Here is a 23158-nt window from a genome sequence, read left to right as displayed (position 1 = left end):
CCTGAAGTCCTCCGGCGGCGTCACTGTGGAAGCACGTTGAAGACCGTTCCTTCGTCGCCTGAGCGAGCGGAATTCAGAGATGGACATGCTCCTCCGCTCGAACAGCATCACGGCCTTGGCACGGCTTGTGCGCCGGACTCTGTGGCGCTTCTTGATGATCAGATTTGTCACAGCCCGACGCATCGTCCTCGGCCTCACGCTGCCGAGGCTGCAGCATGCAATTTGAGATTACCTTGAACGGTGCTCTATTGCTCGGCCCACTCTAATGGCCGCGGTTATCGGTGCCTGTCTTGTCAGCGACGGGCCGCGCGCAATGTGGCCTGTGGCGGGGCCCGGAGGGCTCAGCGGCGCAGAAGGATGGTGCCGGTGGCGGCGCTGATTTCGATGGCGGCGATGGAGGCCAACTGCGTGAAGCTCAGCGGCAGGGCGACGATGATCGGATCTGTCACCGGGTCTGCCGCAAGCCTTGCGGCCGGACTGTCGGGCGCGGGGGGCGCCGCGACGAAGCGCAGGCGCAGGACACCGTCAGGATCGGGACTCAGCCGGTCGCCGGGCTGCGGACGCTGCGTGACCAGTTCGGCCGAATGATATCCCTTGGTCGGGGCAAAGCCGCGCACGACCAGAAGCCGCCCTTCGGCCAGCGGCTGCCAGTCCGCAGCCAGGATCTGCGGGACGCCGGGGCGCGGGTCGGTGGCCTGCAGATAGCCGCCCTCGGGCGCCAGATCCGCAGGGGCCGACCTGCCGCCGGACCACCGCAGCGGGTTCCAGCCGCTGTCCCCCAAACGACCGCATCCCGCAAGGATCGTGGTGCCGATCAGCAGCGACAGGGTCAGTCTGGTCATGGCAATCCCTCTTGGCAATCCTGCCTGGTGATAGGCGAAACGCGGGGCGCGGAAAAGCCTCTTTGACCTTGGCCGCCGTGCAGGATAGGCCTGTAGCCCAATCCGAGGAGAGACGCATGGCCACCGCCGCCTTCGAAGACATCGCCGAGACCTTCGACTTCCTGGACGACTGGGAAGAGCGTTACCGCCATGTCATCGAACTGGGAAAGGCGATGCCGCCTCTGGACCCCGCCTTCCAGGTGCCGGCGACCAAGGTCGACGGCTGCGCAAGCCAGGTCTGGATTCTGCCGCGGATCGAGGACGGCCGCTTCGACTTCCAGGGAGAGAGCGACGCGATGATCGTCCGCGGGCTGATCGCGGTGCTTCACGCGCTTTATTCCGGGCTGCCGTTGGACGAGGTCGAGCGCGTGGATGCCCAGGCCGAGCTGGCCCGGCTTGGGCTTGACGATCACCTGTCGGCGCAGCGTTCGAACGGCGTGCGCGCGATGGTCCAGCGGATCAGGCAGCTGGCCGCCGCCGCAGGCTGATCCAGCCGCCGCCCAGCACGCGGGTGCTGTCAGGCGCATAGAACACGCAGGCTTGGCCGGGGCTGACGCCGTCCTCGGGGTCCAGCAGCTCGACCTCGGCCCGGCGGCCGGGCAAAGGGCGCAGGATCGCGGGGCGCGGCGGACGGGTCGAACGGATGCGGACAAGGCACTGAATCTCGCCCTCGAACGGCTCGTCGCCCAGCCAGTTCACCTCGGTCACGTTGACGATGCTGGTGGCCAGCGCCTCTCGCGGGCCGACGACTACGCGGCGAGTTTCGGGTTCCAGCCGCAGCACATAGAGCGGCAGTCCGCCGCCGATGCCCAGTCCGCGCCGCTGTCCAATCGTGTAATGGATCACGCCGCGATGCGTTCCCAGAACCTTGCCCTGCTGGTCGACGATCTCTCCGGGATCGGCAGCGCCAGGGCGCAGCTTCTCGATCACGCTGGCATAGTCGCCGTTCGGCACAAAGCAGATGTCCTGGCTGTCGGGCTTGTCGGCGACCGCCAGGTCGTATTCGGCCGCCAGCGCCCGCGTTTCGGCCTTGCTGGCCAGGTGGCCGAGCGGGAAGCGCAGGAAGTCCAGCTGTTCCTGCGTGGTCGAGAACAGGAAATAGCTCTGGTCGCGGTTCGGGTCGGCGGCCATGTGCAACTCGGCCCGATGAGGGCCGGCCTTTCGCTGGATGTAGTGCCCCGTTGCCATGCAGTCGGCATCAAGGTCGCGGGCCGTTTCCAGAAGGTCGCGAAACTTGACGCGCTCGTTGCAGCGGATGCAGGGGACGGGCGTCGCGCCGGCCAGATAGGCATCGGCGAATTCGTCGATCACCGATTCGCGGAACTTGTTTTCGTAATCGAGGACATAATGGGGGAACCCCATCCGCTCGGCCACGCGGCGGGCGTCGTGGATGTCCTGCCCCGCGCAGCAGGCGCCCTTCTTGGCCAGCGCCGCGCCGTGGTCATAAAGCTGCAGGGTGACGCCGATGACGTCGTAGCCCTCGGACTTGAGCTGCGCGGCCACGACCGAGCTGTCGACGCCGCCGGACATTGCCACCACGACGCGGGTCTGCGCCGGCGGCTTGGCGAAGCCGAGGCTGTTCAATTCGGGCGCGCCCGCGGGGGCGCGGGTGGGGGCAAGCAGGGTCATGGATGATCTTTCGCCGCAAATCGGGGCCGGAACGCGTCAAAATATATGCAAATGCGGGGCATTCTCAACCCCGCCGAGGTTGGAAAACCCGCCGCGCCTAACCGGGGATTAAGCGGAATGGCGGATGGATGGCAGGACCTGATCGAAGGAGCGTTGCCATGTTCGTGAAGAAAACCTCTGGTCCCCGGATCGTGACGCTGGAAGACGGCAGCATCCTCAGTGTGGCGGACCTGCCTCTGGCCAATACGCGATGGGTCGCCAGCCGCAAGCAGGTGGTTGTCCAAGCCGTGTCGCACGGGTTGATCAGCCGCGACGACGCGCTGCGCCGATATGGCCTGTCGGACGAGGAGTTCGATGCCTGGTGCGCGGCCGTGACACGTCACGGCAAGGCGGCGCTGAAAGTGACGGCACTGCAGAAATATAGACAAGCGCAGGTTGAGTAGTGCAAAGTTAATTCTACGGTAACGACATATTAACGTCTTCACGAGATTGTCGTGACAGGACCTTTTGACGAATCGGGGAATGAACCAGGCCATGCGTATTCTTTTGGTGGAAGATGATCCCAGCACGGCACGTGCGATCGAATTGATGCTGACTGCAGCCAGCTACAACGTGTTCCTCACCGACATGGGTGAGGAGGGGATCGACCTCGCAAAGCTTTATGACTACGACCTGATCCTTCTGGACCTGGACCTGCCCGACATGCACGGGATGGAGGTGCTGCGCCACCTGCGGCTGGCGCGCATCGACACGCCCATTCTGATCCTGACCGGTTCGGACGACACCGAAAGCAAGCTGCGCGGCTTCGGCTTCGGCGCCGACGACTACATGACCAAGCCCTTCAACCGCGAAGAGCTGCAGGCCCGCATCCAGGCGATCATCCGCCGCTCGAAGGGCCACAGCCAGGCGCTGATCAAGACCGGAGAGATCGTGGTGAACCTCGATGCCCGCTCGGTCCAGGTCAAGGGCAAGCCGGTGAACCTGACTGGCAAGGAATACCAGATCCTGGAACTGCTCAGCCTGCGCAAGGGCACCACCCTGACGAAAGAGATGTTCCTAAACCACCTCTATGGCGGGATGGACGAGCCAGAACTGAAGATCATCGACGTCTTCATCTGCAAGCTGCGCAAGAAGCTGTCGGAGGCTTTGGGCGGCGACAGCCATATCGAGACCGTCTGGGGGCGCGGATACGTCCTGCGCGATCCAGGCCCCGGCGCGGCCGAACGCTTGGCTGTCGGCGCCTGAACCCGCTTCGCCGGCTGGACGAGCGCGCTGCCTTGGGCGATACCCGCAGCTGACGGACGGCCGGGCGGACCGGTCGCAAGGATGTGGCTTTGGGGGCGAGGATGGCGCAGAGCATCTCTGACCGGCCGGCGGTCGGCGATCTGGACCGTGAACAGGCCGCGGCCGAAATCGCCGACCTGTCGGCGCAGGTGGCCGAGGCGAACGAGGCCTATCACCGCCGAGATGCCCCGCTGATCTCGGATGCCGATTACGATACGCTGAAGGCGCGCCTGACCGCGCTGGAGGAGGCATTCCCACAGCTTGCCCGCCCCGACAGCCCGACGCGCCAGGTCGGCGCCGCGCCCGCCGAGGGCTTCGGCAAGGTCAAGCACGCGCAGCGGATGATGTCGCTGGGCAACGCCTTCTCGGATGCCGACGTCGAGGAGTTCGCGGCCCGGGTGCGCAGCTTCCTCGGCCTGTCTGCGGATGCCCCGCTGCAGATGACGGCCGAGCCGAAGATCGACGGCCTGTCGCTGTCGCTGCGGTATGAGGACGGGGCGCTGGTGCAGGCGGCCACGCGCGGCGACGGCACCGTGGGTGAAAACGTCACCGCCAACGCCGGAACCATCGCCGACATCCCGCAGCGCCTGACGGGGGACGTGCCGAAGATCCTCGAGGTGCGGGGCGAGGTCTACATGAGCCATACGGATTTCGAGGCGTTGAACGCCTCGGACGCGGGGCGGGTGTTCGCGAATCCCCGCAACGCCGCCGCGGGATCGCTTCGCCAGATCGACCCTGCCGTCACTGCGCGGCGGCCGCTGAAGTTCTTTGCCTACAGCTGGGGAGAGCTGTCCGAGCCGCTGGCCCCCACCCAGATGGGAGCGGTCGAGCGCCTGCGTGATCTGGGCTTCCATACGAACCCGCTGACCAGCCTCTGCACCAGCGTGGCCGAGATGATCGCTGCCTGGAGCCGGATCGAGCAGCAGCGTTCGACGCTCGGCTATGACATTGATGGCGTGGTCTACAAGGTCAACGACCTGGCGCTGCAGGCGCGGCTGGGGTTCCGCTCGACCACGCCGAGGTGGGCGCTGGCGCACAAGTTCCCGGCCGAGTTGGCCTGGACCCGCCTCGACCGGATCGAGATCCAGGTCGGCCGCACCGGCGCGCTGTCCCCCGTCGCCCGACTGGAGCCGGTGACGGTCGGCGGCGTCGTGGTGTCTAATGCGACCCTGCACAACGAAGACTACATCGCCGGGCGCGACAACGTCGGCGCTCCCATCCGCGAGGGGCGAGACATCCGCGAAGGCGACTGGGTCCAGATCTATCGCGCGGGCGACGTGATCCCGAAGATCGCCGATGTCGACCTGTCGCGCCGGCCGGATGACAGCCAGCCGTTCCAGTTCCCGACGCTCTGCCCCGAATGCGGGTCAGAGGCGATCCGGGAACCGGGCGACAGCGTGCGCCGCTGCACCGGCGGCCTGATCTGCCCCGCGCAGGCGGTCGAGAAGCTGAAGCACTTCGTCGGCCGTGCCGCCTTCGACATCGACGGCCTCGGCGCCAAGCAGATCGAGATGTTCTTCACCGACAAGGACCTGCCGATCCGCGAGCCCGCCGACATCTTCACGCTGGCGGCGCGGGACGCGAGGAACCTAGGCAAGCTGAAGAACCGCGAGGGCTTCGGCGCCCGCTCGACCGAAAAGCTGTTTGCCGCCATCGACGAAAGACGCCGCATACCGCTGGCCCGCCTGATCTTTGCCCTCGGCATCCGTCATGTCGGTGAGGTGGCCGCCGCGACGCTCGCCCGGCACTTTGGCAGCTGGGATGCGCTGGTCGCCGCCGTCGATGGTGCGGCGCAAGAGCCTGCGTTCAAGGCCCCCGACGACAAGGCGCGCCGCGCCGCGCTGGCCGTCAGCCCGAGCTGGGCCGAGCTGACCGGCATTGACGGCATTGGCGGCGTTCTGGTGAATTCGCTGGTCACCACCTTCTCGCAAGAGGCCGAGCGGCAGGGCATCGACCGCCTGGTCGCCCAGCTCGAGGTGCTGCCGGCCGAGGATCTGCGCGACCTGCAGACCGAGATCACCGGCAAGACACTGGTCTTCACCGGCACGCTGGAGCGGATGACCCGCGCGGAGGCGAAGGCGAGGGCTGAGGCGATGGGCGCCAAGGTGGCGGGCTCGGTCAGCGCCAAGACCGACCTGCTGATCGCCGGGCCGGGTGCGGGATCGAAGGCGGCCAAGGCGGCCGAGCTGGGCGTCGCCGTCATCGACGAGGATGAATGGCTGCGCATCGCGGGGGCGGGATGACCCAGCCGAAGGGTCGGCCGCCCGCGCTGTTCCCGCTGTTCGCGGGCATCGACACGTTGCCGGGCATCGGCCCCAAGGGTCGCGCCGCGCTGGAGCAGATGGGCATCGACAAGCCCCGCGACCTCATCCTGACGCTGCCCGCCAGCGGCATCACCCGCCGGCGTATTCAGCGACTGGCCGATGCCCGCGCCCCCGAAATTGTGACAGTCGCCGTCACGGTCGTCCGGCATCACGCCCCGCAGGTGCGCGGCCGGCCGTGGCGCGTCCATTGCAGCGACGGCACCGACGACGTGACCATTGTTTTTTTCCGCCCCCGCGAATCCTGGATCGAAAGCCAGCTGCCGGTCGGAAGCCGCCGCATTGTCAGTGGCAAGCTGGAATTGTTCGACGGCGCCGCGCAGATGGTCCACCCGGACCACATCCTGCGAGAGGATCAGGACCCTCCGCCCGAGTTCGAGCCGGTATATCCGCTATCGACAGGTCTGACACAGAAGGCGATGGCCAAGGCGGTCGATGCTGCCATGACGCGCCTGCCCGAACTGCCAGAATGGATCGACCCGCAGCTGATCGCCACACGCGGCTGGCCCGGCTTTGCCGAGGCGCTGCGGCTGGCGCATGCCCCGACCTCTCATGCCGCGTTGTCGCCGGACAGTCCGGCACGGGCGCGGCTGGCCTATGACGAGTTTCTGGCCCACCAGATGACGCTGGCGCTGGTCCGCCGCGACAAGCGCCGCCTGAAGGGCCGCGCCAGCGCCGGCGACGGCCGGCTGCGTCGCCGCGTCCTGGACAGCCTGCCCTGGCCGCCCACCGCCGCCCAGACCCGCGCGGTTGCCGAGATTGCTGCGGACATGGCCAGTGACCGCCGCATGAACCGGCTGCTGCAGGGCGATGTGGGGGCGGGCAAGACTCTGGTCGCGCTGCTGTCCGCCCTTGTCGCCGTCGAGGCCGGGGGACAAGCGGTATTGATGGCGCCCACGGAAATCCTGGCCCGTCAGCATGCAAGGGCGCTGGAGCCCCTTGCGCGTGCTGCAGGCATCCGGCTGGCGGCACTGACCGGCCGCGACAAACGGGACCTGCGCGCCCAGATCCTAACCGACCTGTCCGAAGGGCGCATCGACATCCTTGTCGGCACCCATGCCGTTTTTCAGAAGGATGTCGAGTTCCACGACCTGCGCCTGGCGATCATTGACGAACAGCACCGCTTCGGCGTCGCTCAGCGGCTGGAGCTGTCGGCCAAGGGGCAGGTGCCGCCCGACATGCTGATCATGACGGCGACGCCGATCCCCCGGTCGCTGGCCCTGTCGCAATACGGCGACCTGGACCTGTCTGTGCTGGACGAGAAGCCGCCGGGCCGACAGCCGATCACCACGGTCATGATCGCAGATAGCCGCCTGGATCAGGTGACCGAGCGGCTGCGTGTCGCCATGGCGCAGGGGGCGAGGGCCTATTGGGTCTGCCCCCTGGTCGACGAGAGCGAGGTCACCGACCTGACAGCGGCCGAGGCGCGGTTCACGCATCTTCGGGCGCTGTTCGGCGACGCGGTGCGCATGGTGCATGGCCAGATGCCGCCGGACCAGCGGGATGCCGCGATGGCCGATTTCGCCCAGGGTCGGGCTCAGCTTCTGGTCGCCACTACGGTGATCGAGGTAGGGGTCGACGTTCCACAGGCCACGATCATGGTGATCGAACGGGCCGAGAGCTTTGGCTTGGCGCAGCTGCACCAGCTGCGGGGCCGGGTCGGACGCGGGACGGGCGCCTCGACCTGCCTCTTGATGTATCACCCTCCGCTGAACGAAGCCGGCGCCCGAAGGCTGACCACGCTGCGCGACACCGAGGACGGCTTTCGCATCGCCGAGGTCGACCTCGAGATGCGGGGCGCGGGCGACGTCATTGGCACCGCGCAATCGGGTCTGCCACGGTTCCGCATCGCGGACTTGGAACATCAGTCCGGGCTGATGGCCGTGGCCCGACAGGATGCCCGCGCCCTGCTGGAACGCGAGCCGGCGCTGGACGGACCACGAGGGCAAGCCATCCGGCAGCTGATGTGGCTGATGCAGCAGGATCAGGCGATTCGGCTGATTCAGGTCGGCTGACCAAACCGAATGTTCTTAAAAAGTTCTTTACCGAATCGCAGGAACATGAGAACAAAGCAGCAACAAAGAGGAGTTGCTGCCCATGACACGTGATCTTGCCTGTGACATTGCCGGAGTCGCCTCGGTCGCCCTCATTACCGTGGCGGTCCTCTGGTTGCCCGCGATCCTGCACATTTAAGCTGCCCCGCGTTGCAAGGCCGGCGCCCCGCCTGTGCGCCGTCCGCCCCAAGCACGCGCAACTGACCGGCCCTGGCAGGGGCCGGTCCTTTTCATAGAAAGCTAAAGGAAATCAGGAAAGCGCCTGGTCCATTGCCTCGATTGTGGCATCCCAGGCCAGCATGATCGAGGCATGGCGGTTCGGGTATTCCCGCGCGGGCGTCAGCGCCTCGAGATCGGCAAAGGGTGCGCCGGGCGCCGGGGCATCTTCCTTGAGCATCGCGCGCAGCTGGTCGCGCGCGGCAGAAAGCCCTGCGCGATCCATGCCGACCACGGCCTGACCAAGCACGGACGCCGACGCTTGGCCCAAGGCGCAGGCCCGAACCTCTTGCGCGAAGTCGCTGATCCGGCCGTCATGCATCGACAGGTGCACGGTCACGGACGACCCGCATTGCGGTGACCGGCGCTGCACGGTGGCCTGCGGTTCCTCCAGCCGGCCCTGGTGCGGGATGGCCGTCGTCAGCGCCAGGATCCGGCGCGAATAGAGCTGCATGAGATCGCTGTCGGCCATCAATCCTCCGCCCGGGCTTTTGCACCGCTGCCATCAGCGCTAGATAGGGACGCGCCGCGCGAAAGGAAACCCGATGTTCGACCCACTCAGCCTGAAATACGACGCCTCCGGCCTGATCCCGGCGATCGCGCAGGATGCCGGCACGGGCGAGGTGCTGATGATGGCCTGGATGAATGCCGATTCGGTGGCCCGCACGCTGGAGAGCGGGCGCGTCACCTATTGGTCGCGCTCTCGCCAGTCGTTCTGGGTCAAGGGTGAAAGTTCGGGCCACGTCCAGAAGCTGGTCGAGCTGCGGGTCGATTGCGATCGCGACTGCCTTCTGGTGCTGGTCGATCAGGAGGGGCCCGCCTGTCACACCAACCGGCGCAGCTGCTTCTATACCGCGGTCCGCGACGGGGCCGAGACCGTCATCATGGAGCCGATAGCCTAGAATCGCGCCTGTCGGCGCAGTCGGTCACAGGCCGATCATGCGGCGGATGTCGGCGGGCGTGACACCGGCATCGCGGTAATGGCGGATCGCGCGGGCGTCGTCGCGCTTGGCCAGCCGCCTGCCGGCGTCGTCGCGGATCAGCCGGTGGTGCAGGTAGTCCGGCGTCGGCAGGTCCAGCAGGCGCTGCAGCAGGACATGAATATACGTTGAATCGAAGAGGTCCTTCCCCCGCGTGACCAGCGTGATCCCCTGCGTCGCGTCGTCCACGACGACCGCAAGATGATAGGATGTCCCCATGCCGCGCCGCGACAGGATGACGTCGCCGATGCCGTCCAGGAACTGGTCCCGCGTCAGGCCATGATCGTTACCGGGCATGATCACCTGGTCCCGGAATGCGATCCGGTCGATGCCCAGGGCGTCGAAGGCACGGCCAGCGTCCAGCCGGATCACGTCGTCCGGCCCGGCATCCCGAATGTCACGACCGCGGCAGGTGCCGGGATAGATCAGCCCGTCGGGTCCTGCTGGCAATGCCCCTTCTTGCGGCGCGGACAACGCCGCGCGGATGTCGCCGCGGCGGCAGCGGCAGGGATAGGTCAGCGGTGCCAGCCGCGCCAGCGCCGCCTGATAAGCGGGCAGGCGATCCGACTGCCGCATCACCGGCTGCGGCCAGTCCAGCCCCAGCCAGGACAGGTCGTCATGGATCGCCGTTTCGAATTCCGGCTTGCAGCGATCGCGGTCGATATCCTCGATCCGCAGGTGGAACCAGCCATGAGCCGCCGCCGTCAGGGCCGAAAAGGCATGACCAAGGTGCAATAGCCCCGTGGGCGATGGCGCAAAGCGTGTTACTGCGCGGCCAGCCATGCGGTGAAGTCGTCCTTGGCGCGCTGCGTATAGGCGGGATAGCGATCCTTGCGCCCGCGGCGGCCGCTGCGCGCGTCCTCCAGCGGAGGGAACAGGCCGAAGTTCACGTTCATCGGCTGGAAGGTCTTGGCCTCGGCGCCGCCGGTGATGTGGTTGACCAATGCCCCCATGGCCGTGGTGAAGGGCGGAGGGGGCAGATCGCGCCCCTGCGCCTGCGCGGCGGCCATGCGCCCGGCCAGAAGCCCCATTGCTGCGCTTTCGACATAGCCCTCGACCCCCGTGACCTGGCCCGCGAAGCGCAGGTTCGGCCGCGGGCGCAGGCGCATGTGGTCGTCCAGCAGCGTAGGCGAATTCAGGAAACTGTTGCGGTGGATGCCGCCCAGCCGGGCGAAACTTGCGTCCTGCAGGCCGGGGATCATCCGAAACACCTGCGTCTGCGCGCCGTATTTCATCTTCGTCTGGAAGCCCACGATGTTGTAGAGCGTGCCGAGCGAGTTGTCCCGGCGCAGCTGCACCACCGCATAGGCCTTCTCCTGCGGCTTGTGCGCGTTTGTCAGGCCCACGGGCTTCATCGGGCCGTGGCGCAGCGTCTCTCGCCCACGTTCGGCCATGACCTCGATGGGCAGGCAGCCGTCGAAATAGCCTGCGGTCTCGCCCTCGTGGAACTCGGCCTTGTCGGCGGCCAGGAGGGCGTCGATGAAGGCCTCGTATTCGGGCTTGGTCATCGGGCAGTTGATATAGGCCTTCTGCTCGGCCTCGGTCTCGCCCTTGTCATAGCGGCTCTGCTCCCATGCGATGCTCATGTCGATGGTGTCGGCATGGACGATGGGGGCGATGGCGTCGAAGAAGGCCAGCGCGTCCGTCCCGGTGACCTCTCGGATGGCCCCGGCCAAAGCGTCAGAGGTCAGCGGCCCCGTCGCCACGATCCAGTTGCCGTCGGATGGAAGCTTGGTGATCTCTCCTGGGCGGATATCGATCAGCGGCTCGGCCTGCAGGGCGGCGGTCACGGCGGCCGAGAAGGCGTCGCGGTCCACGGCCAGCGCGCCGCCCGCGGGCAGGCGGTGGCGGTCGGCCGTCTGCATGATCAGCCCGCCGGCCGCACGCATTTCCCAGTGAAGCAGGCCGACCGCGTTCATCACGTCGTCATCCGAGCGGAAGCTGTTCGAGCACACCATCTCGGCGCAGTCGCCGGTGCGGTGGGCAAAGGTTTCGACGGTGGGGCGCATCTCGTGCAGGACGACCGGGACGCCGGCGCGGGCAATCTGCCAGGCGGCCTCGGACCCGGCCAGGCCGGCGCCGACGATGTGGACGGGTTCCATGCGTGTCTCCATGCGGTCGGGCTAGCAAAGCGGCCCTGATATGGAAAGGGCGGCGCCAATGGCACCGCCCGATGGTCATGCGACCGAAGCGCGCGGGATCACTCCTCGGCGGTGGCTTCTTCCTCGGCCGAGTCTTCCGAACGAAGCGCCGACGGGGCGGCGATGTTGGCGATCACGAAGTTGCGGTCGATCACCGGCTTCACGCCCTCGGGCAGGGCCGCGTCGTTGATGTGGATCGTGCTGCCCACTTCCAGGCCTTCCAGGTCCACGGTGATGTGGTCCGGGATGTCGCCCGCGGTCACGATCAGCTCGACCTCGGCGCGGACGGTGACCAGGGTGCCGCCCTTCTTCAGGCCGGGGCACTTCTCGTGGTTCACGAACTCGACCGGGATGAACAGGTTCACCTTCGAGGTGCGGCGCAGGCGCATGAAGTCGATGTGGATCGGCAGATCCTTCACGACGTCGCGCTGAACGCCGCGGCAGATGACGCGGACGTCGTCCTGGCCGTCGACCTTCAGGTTCCACAGCGTGGACATGAAGCGACCGGCGCGCAGTTGGGTCAGAAGCTTGTTGAAGTCGAACGCCAGGGCAACGGGCTCTTTGCCGTCGCCGTAGACGATGCCGGGCACCTTGCCTTCGCGGCGAGCTTGGCGGGCGGCCCCCTTGCCTGTCCCCGCGCGTGCCTCGGCCACCAGATCCGGAATCTCTTTGGCCATGTCTTTCATCCTTAACCATGTTGAGGCCGCCACCCTCCAAGGGTGCGTGGCGGCAAGCGGTGCCCATAGCGCATGTCCGGCCCATTTGAAAGATGGGATCACACATTTTCGTTGACGGATGAACCGCCATGGCTTTTTACGGATGGACCGGTGCCGTAGGTTGAAGCGACATCGGCCGGGGAACGTCCAAGGTTGTAATTGTCCATGTCGCCCGTCACGAACCGCTATCCCTCGATCGACTATCTTCGCGTGATCCTGGCGTGCTGCGTGGTCTTTGCGCATACGGTCCTGATGACCGGCTATGAATTCCGCTGGATGACCGAGATCGGTTACGGGCTGCTGCGGCTGGTGGTGCCGACCTTCGCGCTGCTGTCGGGCTTCGGCCTTTATCATACGGCGACCCGCAATCGCTTGTCGGGGTGGCTGCGCGGGCTGGTCATCCTCTATGCGACCTGGGTGATCATCTATGCGCCGCTCTGGCTGCGCCTGGTCGAGAGTGGTGCCGAGGTCCTGCACCAGGTCCTGAACGGTCCGATGCACTTGTGGTATGTCGCGTGCCTGGTCCAGATCGTGGCGATCATCTGGCTGGTGCGCCAGACGGTCCCAGTCCGACATCAAGGCACGGCGCTGGCCGCCGCCGCGGTTCTGGCGGCCATCGTGGCGACGCTGGCGCAGTACAACGACCGTTACGCCTTCGTCGGGCCATGGTTCGCTCTGCGGCGGGCGAATGTCCTCTATCTGCTGCCGTTCGTGGTCGAGGGGTTCCTGCTGGCGCACTGGGTCGCGCGGCGGGGTCGCGCGGCGCTGCCGAAGGCCCTGCCGCTGTGGGGGCTGGTCGCCGTCCTGCTGGTCCTGAGGCTGGTCGAGGTGCGCTGGCTGATGGACGCGGGGGCCGTTCCGCTGAAGGACCCGCCAGAGTTTCCAGTGATGCTCTACCTTGTGCCGGTGCTGATCGTGATGGCAGTGATGCGGATGGACGTTCCCGCGACGCGCCTGAACCTGTCCAGCGCATCGGTCCTCATCTACCTGATGCATATCGGGATCATCTTCGCCTTCATCACGATCGGCATCACCCACATGTGGCTGGTCCTGGCGACGGCGATCGTCGTGCCGTTCCTGTCGGCCATGGCGCTGCCGCATGTCCCGATCGTCAGCGGGATCAACCGGAAGCTGTCGCGAACCTCCTCGGCGCCCAGAAGCTGACGCCAGTCCCGCGCTCAGGCGATCTCGTATTCGTCGAGGAAGCCGCGGGGGATCAGCAGGTTCTGGCGGCCCACGTTCGCCAGGTCACGCTCTCCGCACAGCGCCATGCTGATGTCCAGCTCCTTGTGGATGACCTCCAGCGCGCGCGTCACCCCGGCCTCGCCCATGGCGCCAAGCCCGTGCACCCAGGCCCGGCCGATCCAGGTCGAACGCGCCCCTAGCGCCAGCGCCTTGAGCACGTCCTGGCCCGACCGGATGCCGCTGTCCATGTGCACCTCGACCCGGTCGCCCACCGCCTTGACGATATGCGGCAGCATGCGAATCGAGGACAGCGCGCCGTCCAGCTGCCGCCCGCCATGGTTGCTGACGACAATGGCGTCGGCGCCGAAATCGGCCGCGATGCGCGCGTCTTCGGGGTCCAGGATGCCCTTCAGGATCAGCTTGCCGCCCCACATGTCGCGGATCGCCGCGATCTTGTCCCAGTCCAGCCGCTCGTCGAACTGCTCGGCCGTCCAGCTCATCAGGCTCGAGGTGTCGCCGACGCCCTTGGCATGGCCGACGATGTTGCCGAAATGCCGGCGCCTGGTGCGCAGCATGCCCATGCCCCATCGCCAGCGGGTCGCCAGGTCCAGCATCGTCGGCAGTGTCATCTTGGGCGGGGCGGACAGCCCGTTCTTCAGGTCCTTGTGCCGCTGGCCCAGGATCTGCAGGTCCAGCGTCAGCACCAGCGCGCTGCAGTTCGCGGCCTTGGCGCGTTCGATGATCGCGGCCAAGAAATCCTGGTCCTTCATCACATAGAGCTGGAACATGAAGGGCTTGGTCGTGTGCTGGGCGACGTCCTCGATCGAGCAGATCGACATCGTCGACAGGCAGAATGGGACACCGAACTTTTCGGCCGCTCGCGCCGCGTGGATCTCCCCGTCGGCATGCTGCATGCCGGTCAGTCCCACGGGCGCCAGCGCCACCGGCATCGTCGCCGGCAGGCCCACGATATCGCGGGCGATCCTCCGGTTCGACATGTCGACGGCCACCTTCTGGCGCAGCTTCAGCCGGGCGAAGTCGGTGGTGTTCTCACGGAACGTCTGTTCGGTATAGCTGCCCGATTCGGCATAGTCGTAGAACATCTTCGGCGTCCGCGCGCGGTGCAGCGCCTTGAGGTCGTCTATCGAGGTGATCACCGGCATGAGCAGACCCTTTCCAGCTGGTAGGTCGTTCTAACCAGCGGCAAGGTGTCATGCAATCATGCGCCGGCCCGCCGCCTCAGGGACGGGTCGACCACCGGGCCCTGCAGCGCCTTGGCCCGCGCCCGCAGCGCCTCGGCGCGGGACAAGGCGTCCTCCTCGACCGCAGCCGGGCTGGCAGCCGCGGCATGGTCAGGCACGTCCGGCGGGCTCAGCAACTGTTCGGTTGGCAGCAGCCGGGGATAATCGGCGCCTTCGGTGCAGGCCGTCAGCAGCAGGGCAAGGATGATCGCATATCTCATGGCAAGATGGTTACGCCGCCGCCCCGGCATGGGCAACGGCGGTGTTCGTGCTTTCCAAGCCATCCCACCTCGGGCTAACAGGTTCCGATGGCCCGCACCCAAGGTTCCCGCGCCGAGATCACCGGCCCCCTGCTTCGCGACGAAGCCCGCCGCCTTTTCGCGCGGCAGGGCTATGCGGCCGTGTCGATGCGCCAGATCGCGGCCGCCGTGGGCGTGCAGGCCGGCGCCCTCTATGCGTATACGACCGACAAGCAGGCGCTTCTCTTCGACCTTCTGGAAACGCACATGCAGGATCTGCTGGCCGCGTGGCGCGACGACCCGCTGGCCGACCCGCTGGCACGCCTGCACCGTTTCGTAGACTTCCATATCGGCTTCAGCCTCGATCACCCGGACGCCGTCTTCCTGTCCTACATGGAACTTCGCAACCTCAGCCCCGATAATTTCGCGCGCATCGCCGACCTGCGCGGCCGGTACGAGGCCGCTCTTGAAGACATCCTCCGCGATGGTGTGGCCGCCGGGACGATGCGGATCGAGGACGCCAAGCTGACCACGCTGGCGCTGATCGCCATGCTGACCGGCGTGACCAACTGGTATCGCGAAGGCGGGCGCCTCGACCGCGCCCGGATCATGCAGATCTACTGGGGGCTGGCCCGCGGGGCGGTGGGCGCGTAACGCTTCTTCTTTGCCCAAATACCCCTGATCCGGCGCTTGCCGCTCCTTCCGCCATCCCGGATAATGGCGCCCATGTCCCTGCCTCCCGGTTTCCTCGACGAGATTCGCAACCGCGTCCCGATCAGCAGCGTGATCGGCAAGAAGGTGACGTGGGACCTGCGCAAGTCGAACCAGGCCCGCGGCGACTGGTGGGCGCCATGCCCCTTCCACCAGGAAAAGTCTGCCAGCTTCCACTGCGACGACCAGAAGGGCTTCTACTACTGCTTCGGGTGCCAGGCGAAGGGGGACGTGGTGTCCTTCCTGCGCGACCACGACGGGCTGGAGTTCATCGAGGCCGTCAAGCTGCTGGCGGCCGAGGCCGGGCTGACGATGCCCGAACCCGACCCGCGGGCACGCGAACGCACCGACCGGCGGACGAAGCTTCTGGACGTGACCGAAGCTGCCTGCCGCTGGTTCCGGCTGCAGCTGCAAACGGGCGCCGCCGCCGACGCCCGCGATTATCTGGCCCGCCGCGGCCTCGACGCCGCCGCGCTGGACCGGTTCGAGATCGGCTTCGCCCCCGACAGCCGCCACGCCCTGACTGGCGCCCTGCGGGAGAAGGGGTTCGACGAGGCGCAGATCGTCGAGGCCGGCATGTCCGCGCGCCCCGATGGCGGCGGCGCAGCCTACGACCGGTTCCGGGGCCGCATCATCTTCCCGATCCGCGACGGCCAAGGCCGCTGCATCGGCTTCGGCGGCCGCGCCATGGACCCGAACGCCCGCGCCAAGTATCTCAACAGCCCGGAAACGGCGCTCTTCGACAAGGGCCGCAACCTCTACAACCTCGGCCCCGCGCGCAGCGCCGTCTCGAAGGGCCAGCGGCTCGTGGTGGCCGAGGGTTACATGGACGTCATCGCCTTGGCCCGTGCCGGGTTCGAAGGCGCCGTCGCCCCCCTCGGCACCGCCATCACCGAGGAACAGCTGCGCCTCATGTGGCGCCTCTCGCCCGAACCGATCATCGCACTCGACGGCGACGCGGCCGGCCAGCGGGCGGCGCAGCGGCTGATCGACCTGGCGCTGCCGCTGACGGGGCACGGCCAGGCGCTGCGCTTCGTCATCCTGCCGGCAGGGCAGGACCCCGACGACCTGATCAAGTCTGCCGGACCGGGCGCGATGGCGGCGCTTCTGGATCAGGCCCGCCCGCTCTTGGATCTGCTTTGGACGCGAGAGACCGAAGGGCAAGTCTTCGACAGCCCCGAACGCAAGGCCGCGCTGGACCGGCGCCTGCAAGAGGCCATCGGCCGCATTCCTGATGAGCTGACCCGCAACCACTACACCGAGGAGATCCGCCGAAAGCGGTGGGAGCTTTTCGGTCCGGGAAACCGCCAGCGCCCTCCGGGGCAGGGGGCGCGGCAAGGGACGGCCGGGCGCAGCCCGGTCCGGCGCGGAGGGGCTTCGATGGCCCCGCGCGCGCCGTTCCTGCCCGGCAACTTCTCTGCACCCGCCAGGGGCGCGGACATCCTTGAAGGTGCCGCGCTGCTGATCTGCGCGCTTCGACCCGCAGTGGTTCCCCTGGCCGAGGCGCGGCTGGAAAAGCTGCTGCCGCAGGACGCCGATCGTGCCGCACTGCTTCACGATCTGCTGACGCAGGGCGACAGCGCCGCCGGTCGTCGCGGACTTGAAACGCTCCGCCGCGACGCCCATCTGGGCCTGACCCCCGCAGTGATCCACCAGCAAGAGGACGAGGCCGCAGCCGCCATTCTGGACAACCTGCTCGATCGTCTCGAGGCCGAGCGCGCCGCCAGCCATGAACTCGCCCGCGCCGAATCAGAGATACAAGGCGAAGCCGACGAAGGGCTGACGTGGCGCATCAGCCAGATCGCCCGCGCCCGTCACCGGGCCGAGCGTCCCGAGCTGGAGGTCAGCAGCGACCTGAACGAGGACCGTACCGCCCTGTCGGCGCAGTTGTCCGACTGGCTCAGCGGCCAGATCTGGCGCAAGCCTTCGGGAAAATGACCACGATGCGCGTCCGCAGCCGGTCGCGAATCATCCGCGCGGACGGCCTTTGATTCGGCCCGGAAGCGCGTTAGATACGAATTTCTTTCGCGACGATTCGGCCCAGCCCGCGAATCGCCCGCCCGAGACCGCCGAGAAGGAGCCCCCGGATGGCCGCCAAGGACGATGACCACGAAAAAACCGATAAGGACGACAATGCCCATTCGCTGGACATGAGTCAGGCGGCGGTCAAGAAGATGATCGCCGAGGCGCGAGAGCGTGGTTACATCACCTACGACCAGCTGAACTCGGTCCTGCCGCCCGATCAGGTCAGCAGCGAACAGATCGAGGACGTGATGTCGATGCTGTCCGAGATGGGCATCAACGTCATCGAGGATGAGGAAGGCGGCGAGGAATCCGAAGGCGGTGCCGTCGTCACCACCGGGTCGGGATCGCGCGAGGTCGCCGTTGCGGCGACCGAGACGGAAAAGCTGGACCGCACCGACGATCCTGTCCGCATGTACCTGCGCGAGATGGGCAGCGTCGAACTGCTTTCGCGCGAGGGCGAGATCGCCATCGCCAAGCGCATCGAGGCCGGCCGCAACACGATGATCGCGGGCCTTTGCGAAAGCCCGCTGACCTTCAAGGCCATCACCCTGTGGCGCGAGGAGCTTCTGGACGAGGAGATCCTGCTGCGCGACGTCATCGACCTTGAAACCACCTTTGGCCAGGCCGTCGACGGCGAGGAGGGCGACGAGGAGGAATTGACTGTCGAGGGCGAGACCTCCGAGGCCGCCCCCAAGCGCGAGGAATACGACGCCGACGGCAACCCCCTGCGCACCGAGGACGACGACGAGGACGACGAGGGCGCCAACCTGTCGCTGGCGGCGATGGAGGCGAGCCTCAAGCCCAAGGTCCTGGAAACGCTGGAAGCCATTGCGCTCTATTATGAGCGTCTGGCCGACATGCAGGACCAGCGCATGTCCGCGACCCTGAACGAGGACGACAGCTTCTCGGCCACCGCCGAGAGCGACTATCAGGCGTTGCGTTCGGAAATCGTCGTCCTGGTGAACTCGCTGCACCTGAACAACGGCCGGATCGAAGCGCTGGTCGACCAGCTTTACGGCATCAACCGCCGGATCGTCACGATCGACAGCGGCATGGTCAAGCTGGCCGACGCGGCCCGCATCAACCGCCGCGAGTTCATCGACGCCTATCGCGGGTCCGAGCTTGATCCGAACTGGATGGACCGCATGTCCGGTCAGGCCGGCCGCGGCTGGCAGGCGCTGTTCGAGCGGTCGCGCGACCAGGTCGAGAAGTTGCGCGGCGACATGGCCGAGGTGGGCCAGTATGTCGGCGTCGACATCGAGGAATTCCGCCGCATCGTGGCCCAGGTCCAGCGCGGCGAAAAGGAAGCCCGTCAGGCCAAGAAGGAGATGGTCGAGGCCAACCTGCGCCTGGTCATCAGCATCGCCAAGAAATACACGAACCGCGGCCTGCAGTTCCTGGATCTGATCCAGGAAGGCAACATCGGCCTGATGAAGGCCGTGGACAAGTTCGAGTATCGCCGCGGCTACAAGTTCTCGACCTATGCGACCTGGTGGATCCGTCAGGCGATCACGCGCTCGATTGCGGACCAGGCCCGGACCATCCGCATTCCGGTCCACATGATCGAGACGATCAACAAGCTGGTCCGTACCGGCCGCCAGATGCTGCACGAGATCGGCCGCGAGCCGACCCCCGAGGAACTGGCCGAGAAGCTCCAGATGCCGCTGGAGAAGGTTCGCAAGGTGATGAAGATCGCCAAGGAGCCGATCAGCCTCGAAACCCCGATCGGGGACGAGGAGGACAGCCAACTCGGCGACTTCATCGAGGACAAGAACGCCGTCCTGCCGCTGGACAGCGCCATTCAGGAAAACCTGAAGGAGACCACGACCCGCGTCCTGGCCAGTTTGACCCCTCGCGAAGAACGCGTGCTGCGGATGCGCTTCGGCATCGGCATGAACACCGACCACACGCTGGAAGAAGTCGGCCAGCAGTTCAGCGTCACGCGTGAACGGATTCGTCAGATCGAGGCGAAGGCGCTGCGCAAGCTCAAGCACCCCTCGCGGAGCAGAAAGCTGCGGTCCTTCCTTGACCAGTAGATTGGACAGCGTCGACGGCCTCGGCTTCTTTCTTTATCGCAGCACGGCACGCCCTGGCCTGGACCAGGGCGACATGCATGACATCCTGACCGAGGCGCGGCGGCGCAACCAGCAGCTTGGCCTGACCGGTTGCCTGCATCACGAGGACGGGCTGTTCTTTCAGTGGCTGGAGGGCCCGGCGCCGGCGCTGCTGCAACTGATCGCGCTTCTGGACCAGGACCCGCGTCACCTGAACCTTGAGGTTCTGGACGAGGGCGCGCTGGATTATCGACGGTTCCAGGACTGGCGGATGCGGTTTTCCGACCGCGATCGCGCCTCGCTGATGGACTGGTTCGCGGTATCCGACAACTCGACCGTGCATCGCGGCGACTATGCCGGCGGGATCACCGCCTTCCTGATGTCGGTCGCTGCTTAAAATACCGCGCAGGTCGCGGCTTGCATCATGTGCAGGGACGGTCAACATCCCCTGACGGGAGGTGCGATCATGCGCGATATGAACAATGGCGATGCGCCGGAAGAGGTCGGCTTCTGCCTCTATCGAAGCGTCGCTCTGCCCCACATGACGGCCGACGAAATCTCCGGCATCATCGAGAGGTCGGCAGAGAACAACCGGCGGATGGAATTGACCGGCTGCCTGCATCACGAGGACGGACTGTTCTTCCAGTGGCTGGAAGGGCCGCCCATTGTCTTGTTCCGGCTGCTGGACAAGCTGCGCGACGATTCGCGCCACCTGGACATGACGGTCCTTGACCAGGGGAAATTGCCGCGGCGGCTGTTCCCCGACTGGCAGATGCGCTACTCGGACAGGACGGCGGGTTCGCTGATGGACTGGCTTCAGCGGCGGGATGACAGTTCCGTTGGAAGCATCGGCACCTTCCTGCGCGAGATCAGGGCATAGGTCGAAGATGCAACAAGACGTGACGATCCTGTGGGTGCTGGCCGGGGCGCTTCTGGTGCTGGCGGTGGCGCTTGGGCTGCATTGGCGGGGCCAACAGAGGTCGGCGCAGCGCGAGGTCGAGGCGCTTCGCGAACGGCTGGCCGAGGATCGGGACGCGGCGCGGGCGCGCCTGCACGAGAAGGACCTGAGCTTGGGGCAGCAGCAGGCGCGGCTGGAATCGCAGCTCGCGCGCCTGTCGGAACTGACCGAGGAGCGGGACGGCCTGACCGACGCGCTGCACCGCGCGCACCAAGAGGCCGCAGTCCTTGCCACGCAGTTGGCCGAGGCGCGCCTGCGGGCGGAAAAGGACGCCGAGGCCTCGGTCCGAGAGATTGCCACCCTGCGCGAACTGCGCGCCGAGATGACCGGCCAGTTCAAGCTGCTGTCGGCCGAGACCCTGCGAGTCCAGCAGGCGGACCTGCAGAAAACCCAGCAAGAGCATCTGAACGCCCTGCTGACCCCTTTCCGCGACCAGGTCGGTCGGTTCCAGACCGAGCTTCAGGCCCGCAACAAGATCCTGGACGAGGAATCTTCGCGGCTGCGCGAGCAGATCCTGTCGCTGCACAATCGCAGCGAGCAGATCTCGCGTGAGGCGGTAAACCTGACGCGAGCCTTGAAAGGTGACAAGCAGCGGCAGGGCGCCTGGGGCGAGATGGTGCTGGAACGGATCCTCGAGGATTCCGGCCTGATGGCGGGGACGCATTACGATCTGCAGTCCAGCTGGCGCGACGAGGACGGGAAGCTGTGGCGGCCCGACGTCGTCGTGAAGATGCCGCGCGGCAAGGTCATGGTCATCGACAGCAAGGTTTCGCTGAACGACTACGAGCTGTCGGTCACGTCCGAGGACCCGGCCGAGGCCGAGGCTGCGCTGCGCCGCCATCTGGCCGCGATCCGCACCCATATCGGTACGCTGGCCGGCAAGGGCTATCAGAGGATGGATGACAATTCAGTCGACTACGTGCTGATGTTCATCCCGATCGAGGGCGCCTTCTCAGATGCGCTGCGCGCCGATCCCTCGCTTGCGGCCTTCGCGATGGAGCGGCGGGTTGGCCTGACCACGCCCACGACCCTGATGCTGACGCTGCGCACCGTCGAGCACATCTGGGCGGTCGAGCGTCGTGAAAGCAACGCAATGGAAATCGCCCGTCGCGCCGGGCAACTCTACGACAAGGTCGCAGGCTTCGTCGACTCGATGGAGGGCGTGGGCCGGGCGCTGGACCAGGCGAACCGGGCGCATGGTCAGGCCATGGACCGGCTGACGCGCGGCTCTGGCAACGTGATCCGGCAGGTCGAGATGCTGCGCGGCCTGGGCGCCCGTGCCAGCAAGCAAATCGAACTGGATCACGATCGCGACGACGACGCACCGGCGCTGCAGGGACCCGAGGCGGCGGAATGATCCTGAACCTGACGATCGACACGAACGGCCCCGCCTGCCACGAGATCACCGACCGTCTGGCCGACTGGCTGCTGGACAGGGGCGACGGCGTCCTGACACTGCTGATCCGCCACACCTCGGCCTCGCTGCTGATCCAGGAAAATGCCGATCCCGAGGTGCAGGCCGACCTGCTGGCGTGGCTGGAAAGGCTGGCCCCGCCCGCGGACGATCCGTCGATGGGTTGGATCAGCCACCGCTACGAAGGCCCGGACGACATGCCGGCGCATCTGAAGGCTGCGGTGCTGCCGACGACGCTGCAGATCCCGGTGGTCGATGGGCGGATGATGCTGGGCCGCTGGCAAGGCATCTATGTCGTCGAGCATCGGCGCGCGCCGCACCGGCGGCAGGTCGTGGCAATGTTCCAAGCGTCTCAGTTCTGAGGCATCAGGAAGGTTTCGCGGATTGCCGTATGCGGGGGTGCGGTGATCATGTGCAAGACAGCTTCGGCCACGTCCTCGGGTTGCAGCTTGTCGGGGGCGCCGTCGTCGAAGAAGTTGGTGTTCACCATGCCCGGTGCCACGACCGAACAGCGGCCACCCCATTCGCGCATTTCCGCGGCGAGGTTTCCAGCATAGCCGTGCACGAACCACTTGGTCGCGCCATAGATTGATCCGGCGATGTGGCTCCGGCCCGCGGCGGATCCGGTTAGAACCAACGTTCCCTTGGTCTTGCGCAACTCGGGCAGCACCGCACGCGCAGTCAGCACCACGCCCATCACGTTCAGGTCGATCATCCCGCGGATGTCGTCCAGGTCGCCAGCTTCGGTGCCGGGTTTCGACAGTCCTCGACCGGCATTGGCGAAAGCAGCGTCGATGCCGCCGAACCGATCGACGGCCTGCGCAACGGCGGCCTGCAGATCGTCGATCCGCGTGGCGTCGCCTGCGGTGGCAAGGGCCTCGCGCCCCAGTTCTTGCGACAGGTCGGCCAGCTTGCCGGCCGAGCGCGCAAAAAGGGCAACGTTCCAGCCGGCCTTTGCGGCAGCCTTCGCGGTGGCGGCGCCGATGCCTGACGAGGCGCCGGTGATGAACAGGGTCCTGGCCATTGTTCTCCCCCTAGATTGGCGATCACGCCCGCCAACGCGGCTTCGAAGCCACAGGTTCCTGAGGGGCGCATCTTGTGTGCTGTGG

23 protein-coding genes are annotated in these 23158 nt (G+C 66.7%); 14 read left to right on the top strand and 9 right to left on the bottom strand.

Annotation, left to right across the window (positions count from 1 at the left end; translation table 11 throughout):
- Positions 1 to 341: 341 nt before the first annotated feature.
- The gene (locus OC184_RS02970) at positions 342 to 842 is read right to left on the bottom strand and encodes a hypothetical protein (RefSeq protein ID WP_265505705.1); all 501 of its coding nucleotides are present in this window, start codon (positions 840 to 842) and stop codon (positions 342 to 344) included.
- Positions 843 to 958: 116 nt separating this feature from the next.
- On the opposite strand from OC184_RS02970, the gene OC184_RS02965 reads away from it, so the two are divergent.
- Entirely contained in the window at positions 959 to 1369 is a 411-nt protein-coding gene (locus OC184_RS02965) for a SufE family protein (RefSeq protein ID WP_265505704.1), read from the top strand.
- On the opposite strand, the gene mnmA is transcribed toward OC184_RS02965, so the two are convergent.
- Positions 1341 to 2510: a tRNA 2-thiouridine(34) synthase MnmA gene (gene mnmA, locus OC184_RS02960; protein WP_265505703.1), complete on the bottom strand. Its 1170-nt coding sequence runs from the start codon at positions 2508 to 2510 to the stop codon at positions 1341 to 1343. The two genes, OC184_RS02965 and mnmA, sit on opposite strands and share 29 nt — an antisense overlap.
- A gap of 158 nt (positions 2511 to 2668) precedes the next feature.
- On the opposite strand from mnmA, the gene sciP reads away from it, so the two are divergent.
- The 4 genes from sciP (at position 2669) to recG (ending at position 8130) form a co-directional block, all read left to right on the top strand.
- Entirely contained in the window at positions 2669 to 2953 is a 285-nt protein-coding gene (gene sciP / locus OC184_RS02955) for a CtrA inhibitor SciP (RefSeq protein WP_265505702.1), read from the top strand.
- 91 nt (positions 2954 to 3044) lie between these two features.
- Entirely contained in the window at positions 3045 to 3755 is a 711-nt protein-coding gene (ctrA, locus tag OC184_RS02950; RefSeq protein ID WP_265505701.1) for a response regulator transcription factor CtrA, read from the top strand.
- A gap of 101 nt (positions 3756 to 3856) precedes the next feature.
- Positions 3857 to 6037, top strand: a complete 2181-nt coding sequence (gene ligA, locus OC184_RS02945; protein WP_265505700.1) for an NAD-dependent DNA ligase LigA — start codon at positions 3857 to 3859, stop codon at positions 6035 to 6037.
- Positions 6034 to 8130 carry an ATP-dependent DNA helicase RecG gene (recG, locus tag OC184_RS02940; RefSeq protein ID WP_265505699.1) on the top strand — a complete coding sequence of 699 codons (2097 nt, stop codon included), beginning with the start codon at positions 6034 to 6036 and terminating at the stop codon, positions 8128 to 8130. The genes ligA and recG overlap by 4 nt, the downstream gene beginning before the upstream one ends.
- A gap of 289 nt (positions 8131 to 8419) precedes the next feature.
- Here recG and OC184_RS02935 read toward each other — a convergent pair whose 3' ends face one another.
- The gene (locus tag OC184_RS02935; protein ID WP_265505698.1) at positions 8420 to 8857 is read right to left on the bottom strand and encodes an iron-sulfur cluster assembly scaffold protein; all 438 of its coding nucleotides are present in this window, start codon (positions 8855 to 8857) and stop codon (positions 8420 to 8422) included.
- A gap of 73 nt (positions 8858 to 8930) precedes the next feature.
- Here OC184_RS02935 and hisI point away from each other — a divergent pair, with 73 nt between their 5' ends.
- Positions 8931 to 9287: a phosphoribosyl-AMP cyclohydrolase gene (gene hisI / locus OC184_RS02930; protein WP_265505697.1), complete on the top strand. Its 357-nt coding sequence runs from the start codon at positions 8931 to 8933 to the stop codon at positions 9285 to 9287.
- A 24-nt stretch (positions 9288 to 9311) separates the two neighbouring features.
- Here the strand turns inward: hisI and gluQRS are convergent, their stop codons facing one another.
- The 3 genes from gluQRS to OC184_RS02915 all read right to left on the bottom strand — a co-directional run bounded on the left by gluQRS (position 9312) and on the right by OC184_RS02915 (position 12183).
- The gene (gene gluQRS, locus OC184_RS02925) at positions 9312 to 10148 is read right to left on the bottom strand and encodes a tRNA glutamyl-Q(34) synthetase GluQRS (protein WP_265505696.1); all 837 of its coding nucleotides are present in this window, start codon (positions 10146 to 10148) and stop codon (positions 9312 to 9314) included.
- Positions 10130 to 11467, bottom strand: coding sequence for a methylenetetrahydrofolate--tRNA-(uracil(54)-C(5))-methyltransferase (FADH(2)-oxidizing) TrmFO (gene trmFO, locus OC184_RS02920; RefSeq protein WP_265505695.1), 1338 nt, complete (start codon positions 11465 to 11467; stop codon positions 10130 to 10132). The genes gluQRS and trmFO overlap by 19 nt, the downstream gene beginning before the upstream one ends.
- Before the next feature lie 98 nt (positions 11468 to 11565).
- Complete coding sequence (locus OC184_RS02915) at positions 11566 to 12183, bottom strand: 50S ribosomal protein L25/general stress protein Ctc (RefSeq protein WP_265505694.1); 618 nt, start codon at positions 12181 to 12183, stop codon at positions 11566 to 11568.
- A 204-nt stretch (positions 12184 to 12387) separates the two neighbouring features.
- Between OC184_RS02915 and OC184_RS02910 the strand changes: the two genes are divergently transcribed.
- Positions 12388 to 13386 (top strand): acyltransferase family protein, encoded by a 999-nt coding sequence (locus OC184_RS02910; RefSeq protein ID WP_265505693.1) that lies wholly within the window; start codon positions 12388 to 12390, stop codon positions 13384 to 13386.
- Positions 13387 to 13400: 14 nt separating this feature from the next.
- On the opposite strand, the gene OC184_RS02905 is transcribed toward OC184_RS02910, so the two are convergent.
- Both OC184_RS02905 and OC184_RS02900 read right to left on the bottom strand, forming a co-directional pair.
- On the bottom strand, positions 13401 to 14570 hold the full coding sequence (locus OC184_RS02905) for an alpha-hydroxy acid oxidase (protein WP_265505692.1): 1170 nt from the start codon (positions 14568 to 14570) through the stop codon (positions 13401 to 13403).
- Between the two features lie 56 nt (positions 14571 to 14626).
- Positions 14627 to 14869, bottom strand: coding sequence for a hypothetical protein (locus OC184_RS02900; RefSeq protein ID WP_265505691.1), 243 nt, complete (start codon positions 14867 to 14869; stop codon positions 14627 to 14629).
- Between the two features lie 87 nt (positions 14870 to 14956).
- Between OC184_RS02900 and OC184_RS02895 the strand changes: the two genes are divergently transcribed.
- The 7 genes from OC184_RS02895 (at position 14957) to OC184_RS02865 (ending at position 22411) form a co-directional block, all read left to right on the top strand.
- Positions 14957 to 15541, top strand: a complete 585-nt coding sequence (locus tag OC184_RS02895) for a TetR family transcriptional regulator (protein ID WP_265505690.1) — start codon at positions 14957 to 14959, stop codon at positions 15539 to 15541.
- A 72-nt stretch (positions 15542 to 15613) separates the two neighbouring features.
- Positions 15614 to 17536: a DNA primase gene (gene dnaG, locus OC184_RS02890; RefSeq protein WP_265505689.1), complete on the top strand. Its 1923-nt coding sequence runs from the start codon at positions 15614 to 15616 to the stop codon at positions 17534 to 17536.
- 149 nt (positions 17537 to 17685) lie between these two features.
- Positions 17686 to 19659, top strand: a complete 1974-nt coding sequence (rpoD, locus tag OC184_RS02885) for an RNA polymerase sigma factor RpoD (RefSeq protein WP_265505688.1) — start codon at positions 17686 to 17688, stop codon at positions 19657 to 19659.
- The gene (locus OC184_RS02880) at positions 19649 to 20074 is read left to right on the top strand and encodes a BLUF domain-containing protein (RefSeq protein WP_265505687.1); all 426 of its coding nucleotides are present in this window, start codon (positions 19649 to 19651) and stop codon (positions 20072 to 20074) included. Before rpoD ends, OC184_RS02880 begins: the two co-directional genes overlap by 11 nt.
- A gap of 69 nt (positions 20075 to 20143) precedes the next feature.
- Entirely contained in the window at positions 20144 to 20557 is a 414-nt protein-coding gene (locus tag OC184_RS02875) for a BLUF domain-containing protein (protein WP_265505686.1), read from the top strand.
- 7 nt (positions 20558 to 20564) lie between these two features.
- Positions 20565 to 21992: a DNA recombination protein RmuC gene (gene rmuC / locus OC184_RS02870; protein ID WP_265505685.1), complete on the top strand. Its 1428-nt coding sequence runs from the start codon at positions 20565 to 20567 to the stop codon at positions 21990 to 21992.
- Positions 21989 to 22411 (top strand): secondary thiamine-phosphate synthase enzyme YjbQ, encoded by a 423-nt coding sequence (locus OC184_RS02865; RefSeq protein ID WP_265505684.1) that lies wholly within the window; start codon positions 21989 to 21991, stop codon positions 22409 to 22411. The genes rmuC and OC184_RS02865 overlap by 4 nt, the downstream gene beginning before the upstream one ends.
- Here OC184_RS02865 and OC184_RS02860 read toward each other — a convergent pair.
- Positions 22402 to 23073: an SDR family oxidoreductase gene (locus tag OC184_RS02860; RefSeq protein WP_265505683.1), complete on the bottom strand. Its 672-nt coding sequence runs from the start codon at positions 23071 to 23073 to the stop codon at positions 22402 to 22404. The two genes, OC184_RS02865 and OC184_RS02860, sit on opposite strands and share 10 nt — an antisense overlap.
- Positions 23074 to 23158: the final 85 nt, after the last annotated feature.

Origin of the sequence: Paracoccus rhizosphaerae, from assembly GCF_026162645.1 — a bacterium.
Classification (GTDB): domain Bacteria; phylum Pseudomonadota; class Alphaproteobacteria; order Rhodobacterales; family Rhodobacteraceae; genus Paracoccus; species Paracoccus rhizosphaerae.
The sequence above is the reverse complement of the archived record's forward strand: the minus strand, read 5'-3'. Positions and strand labels throughout refer to the sequence as shown.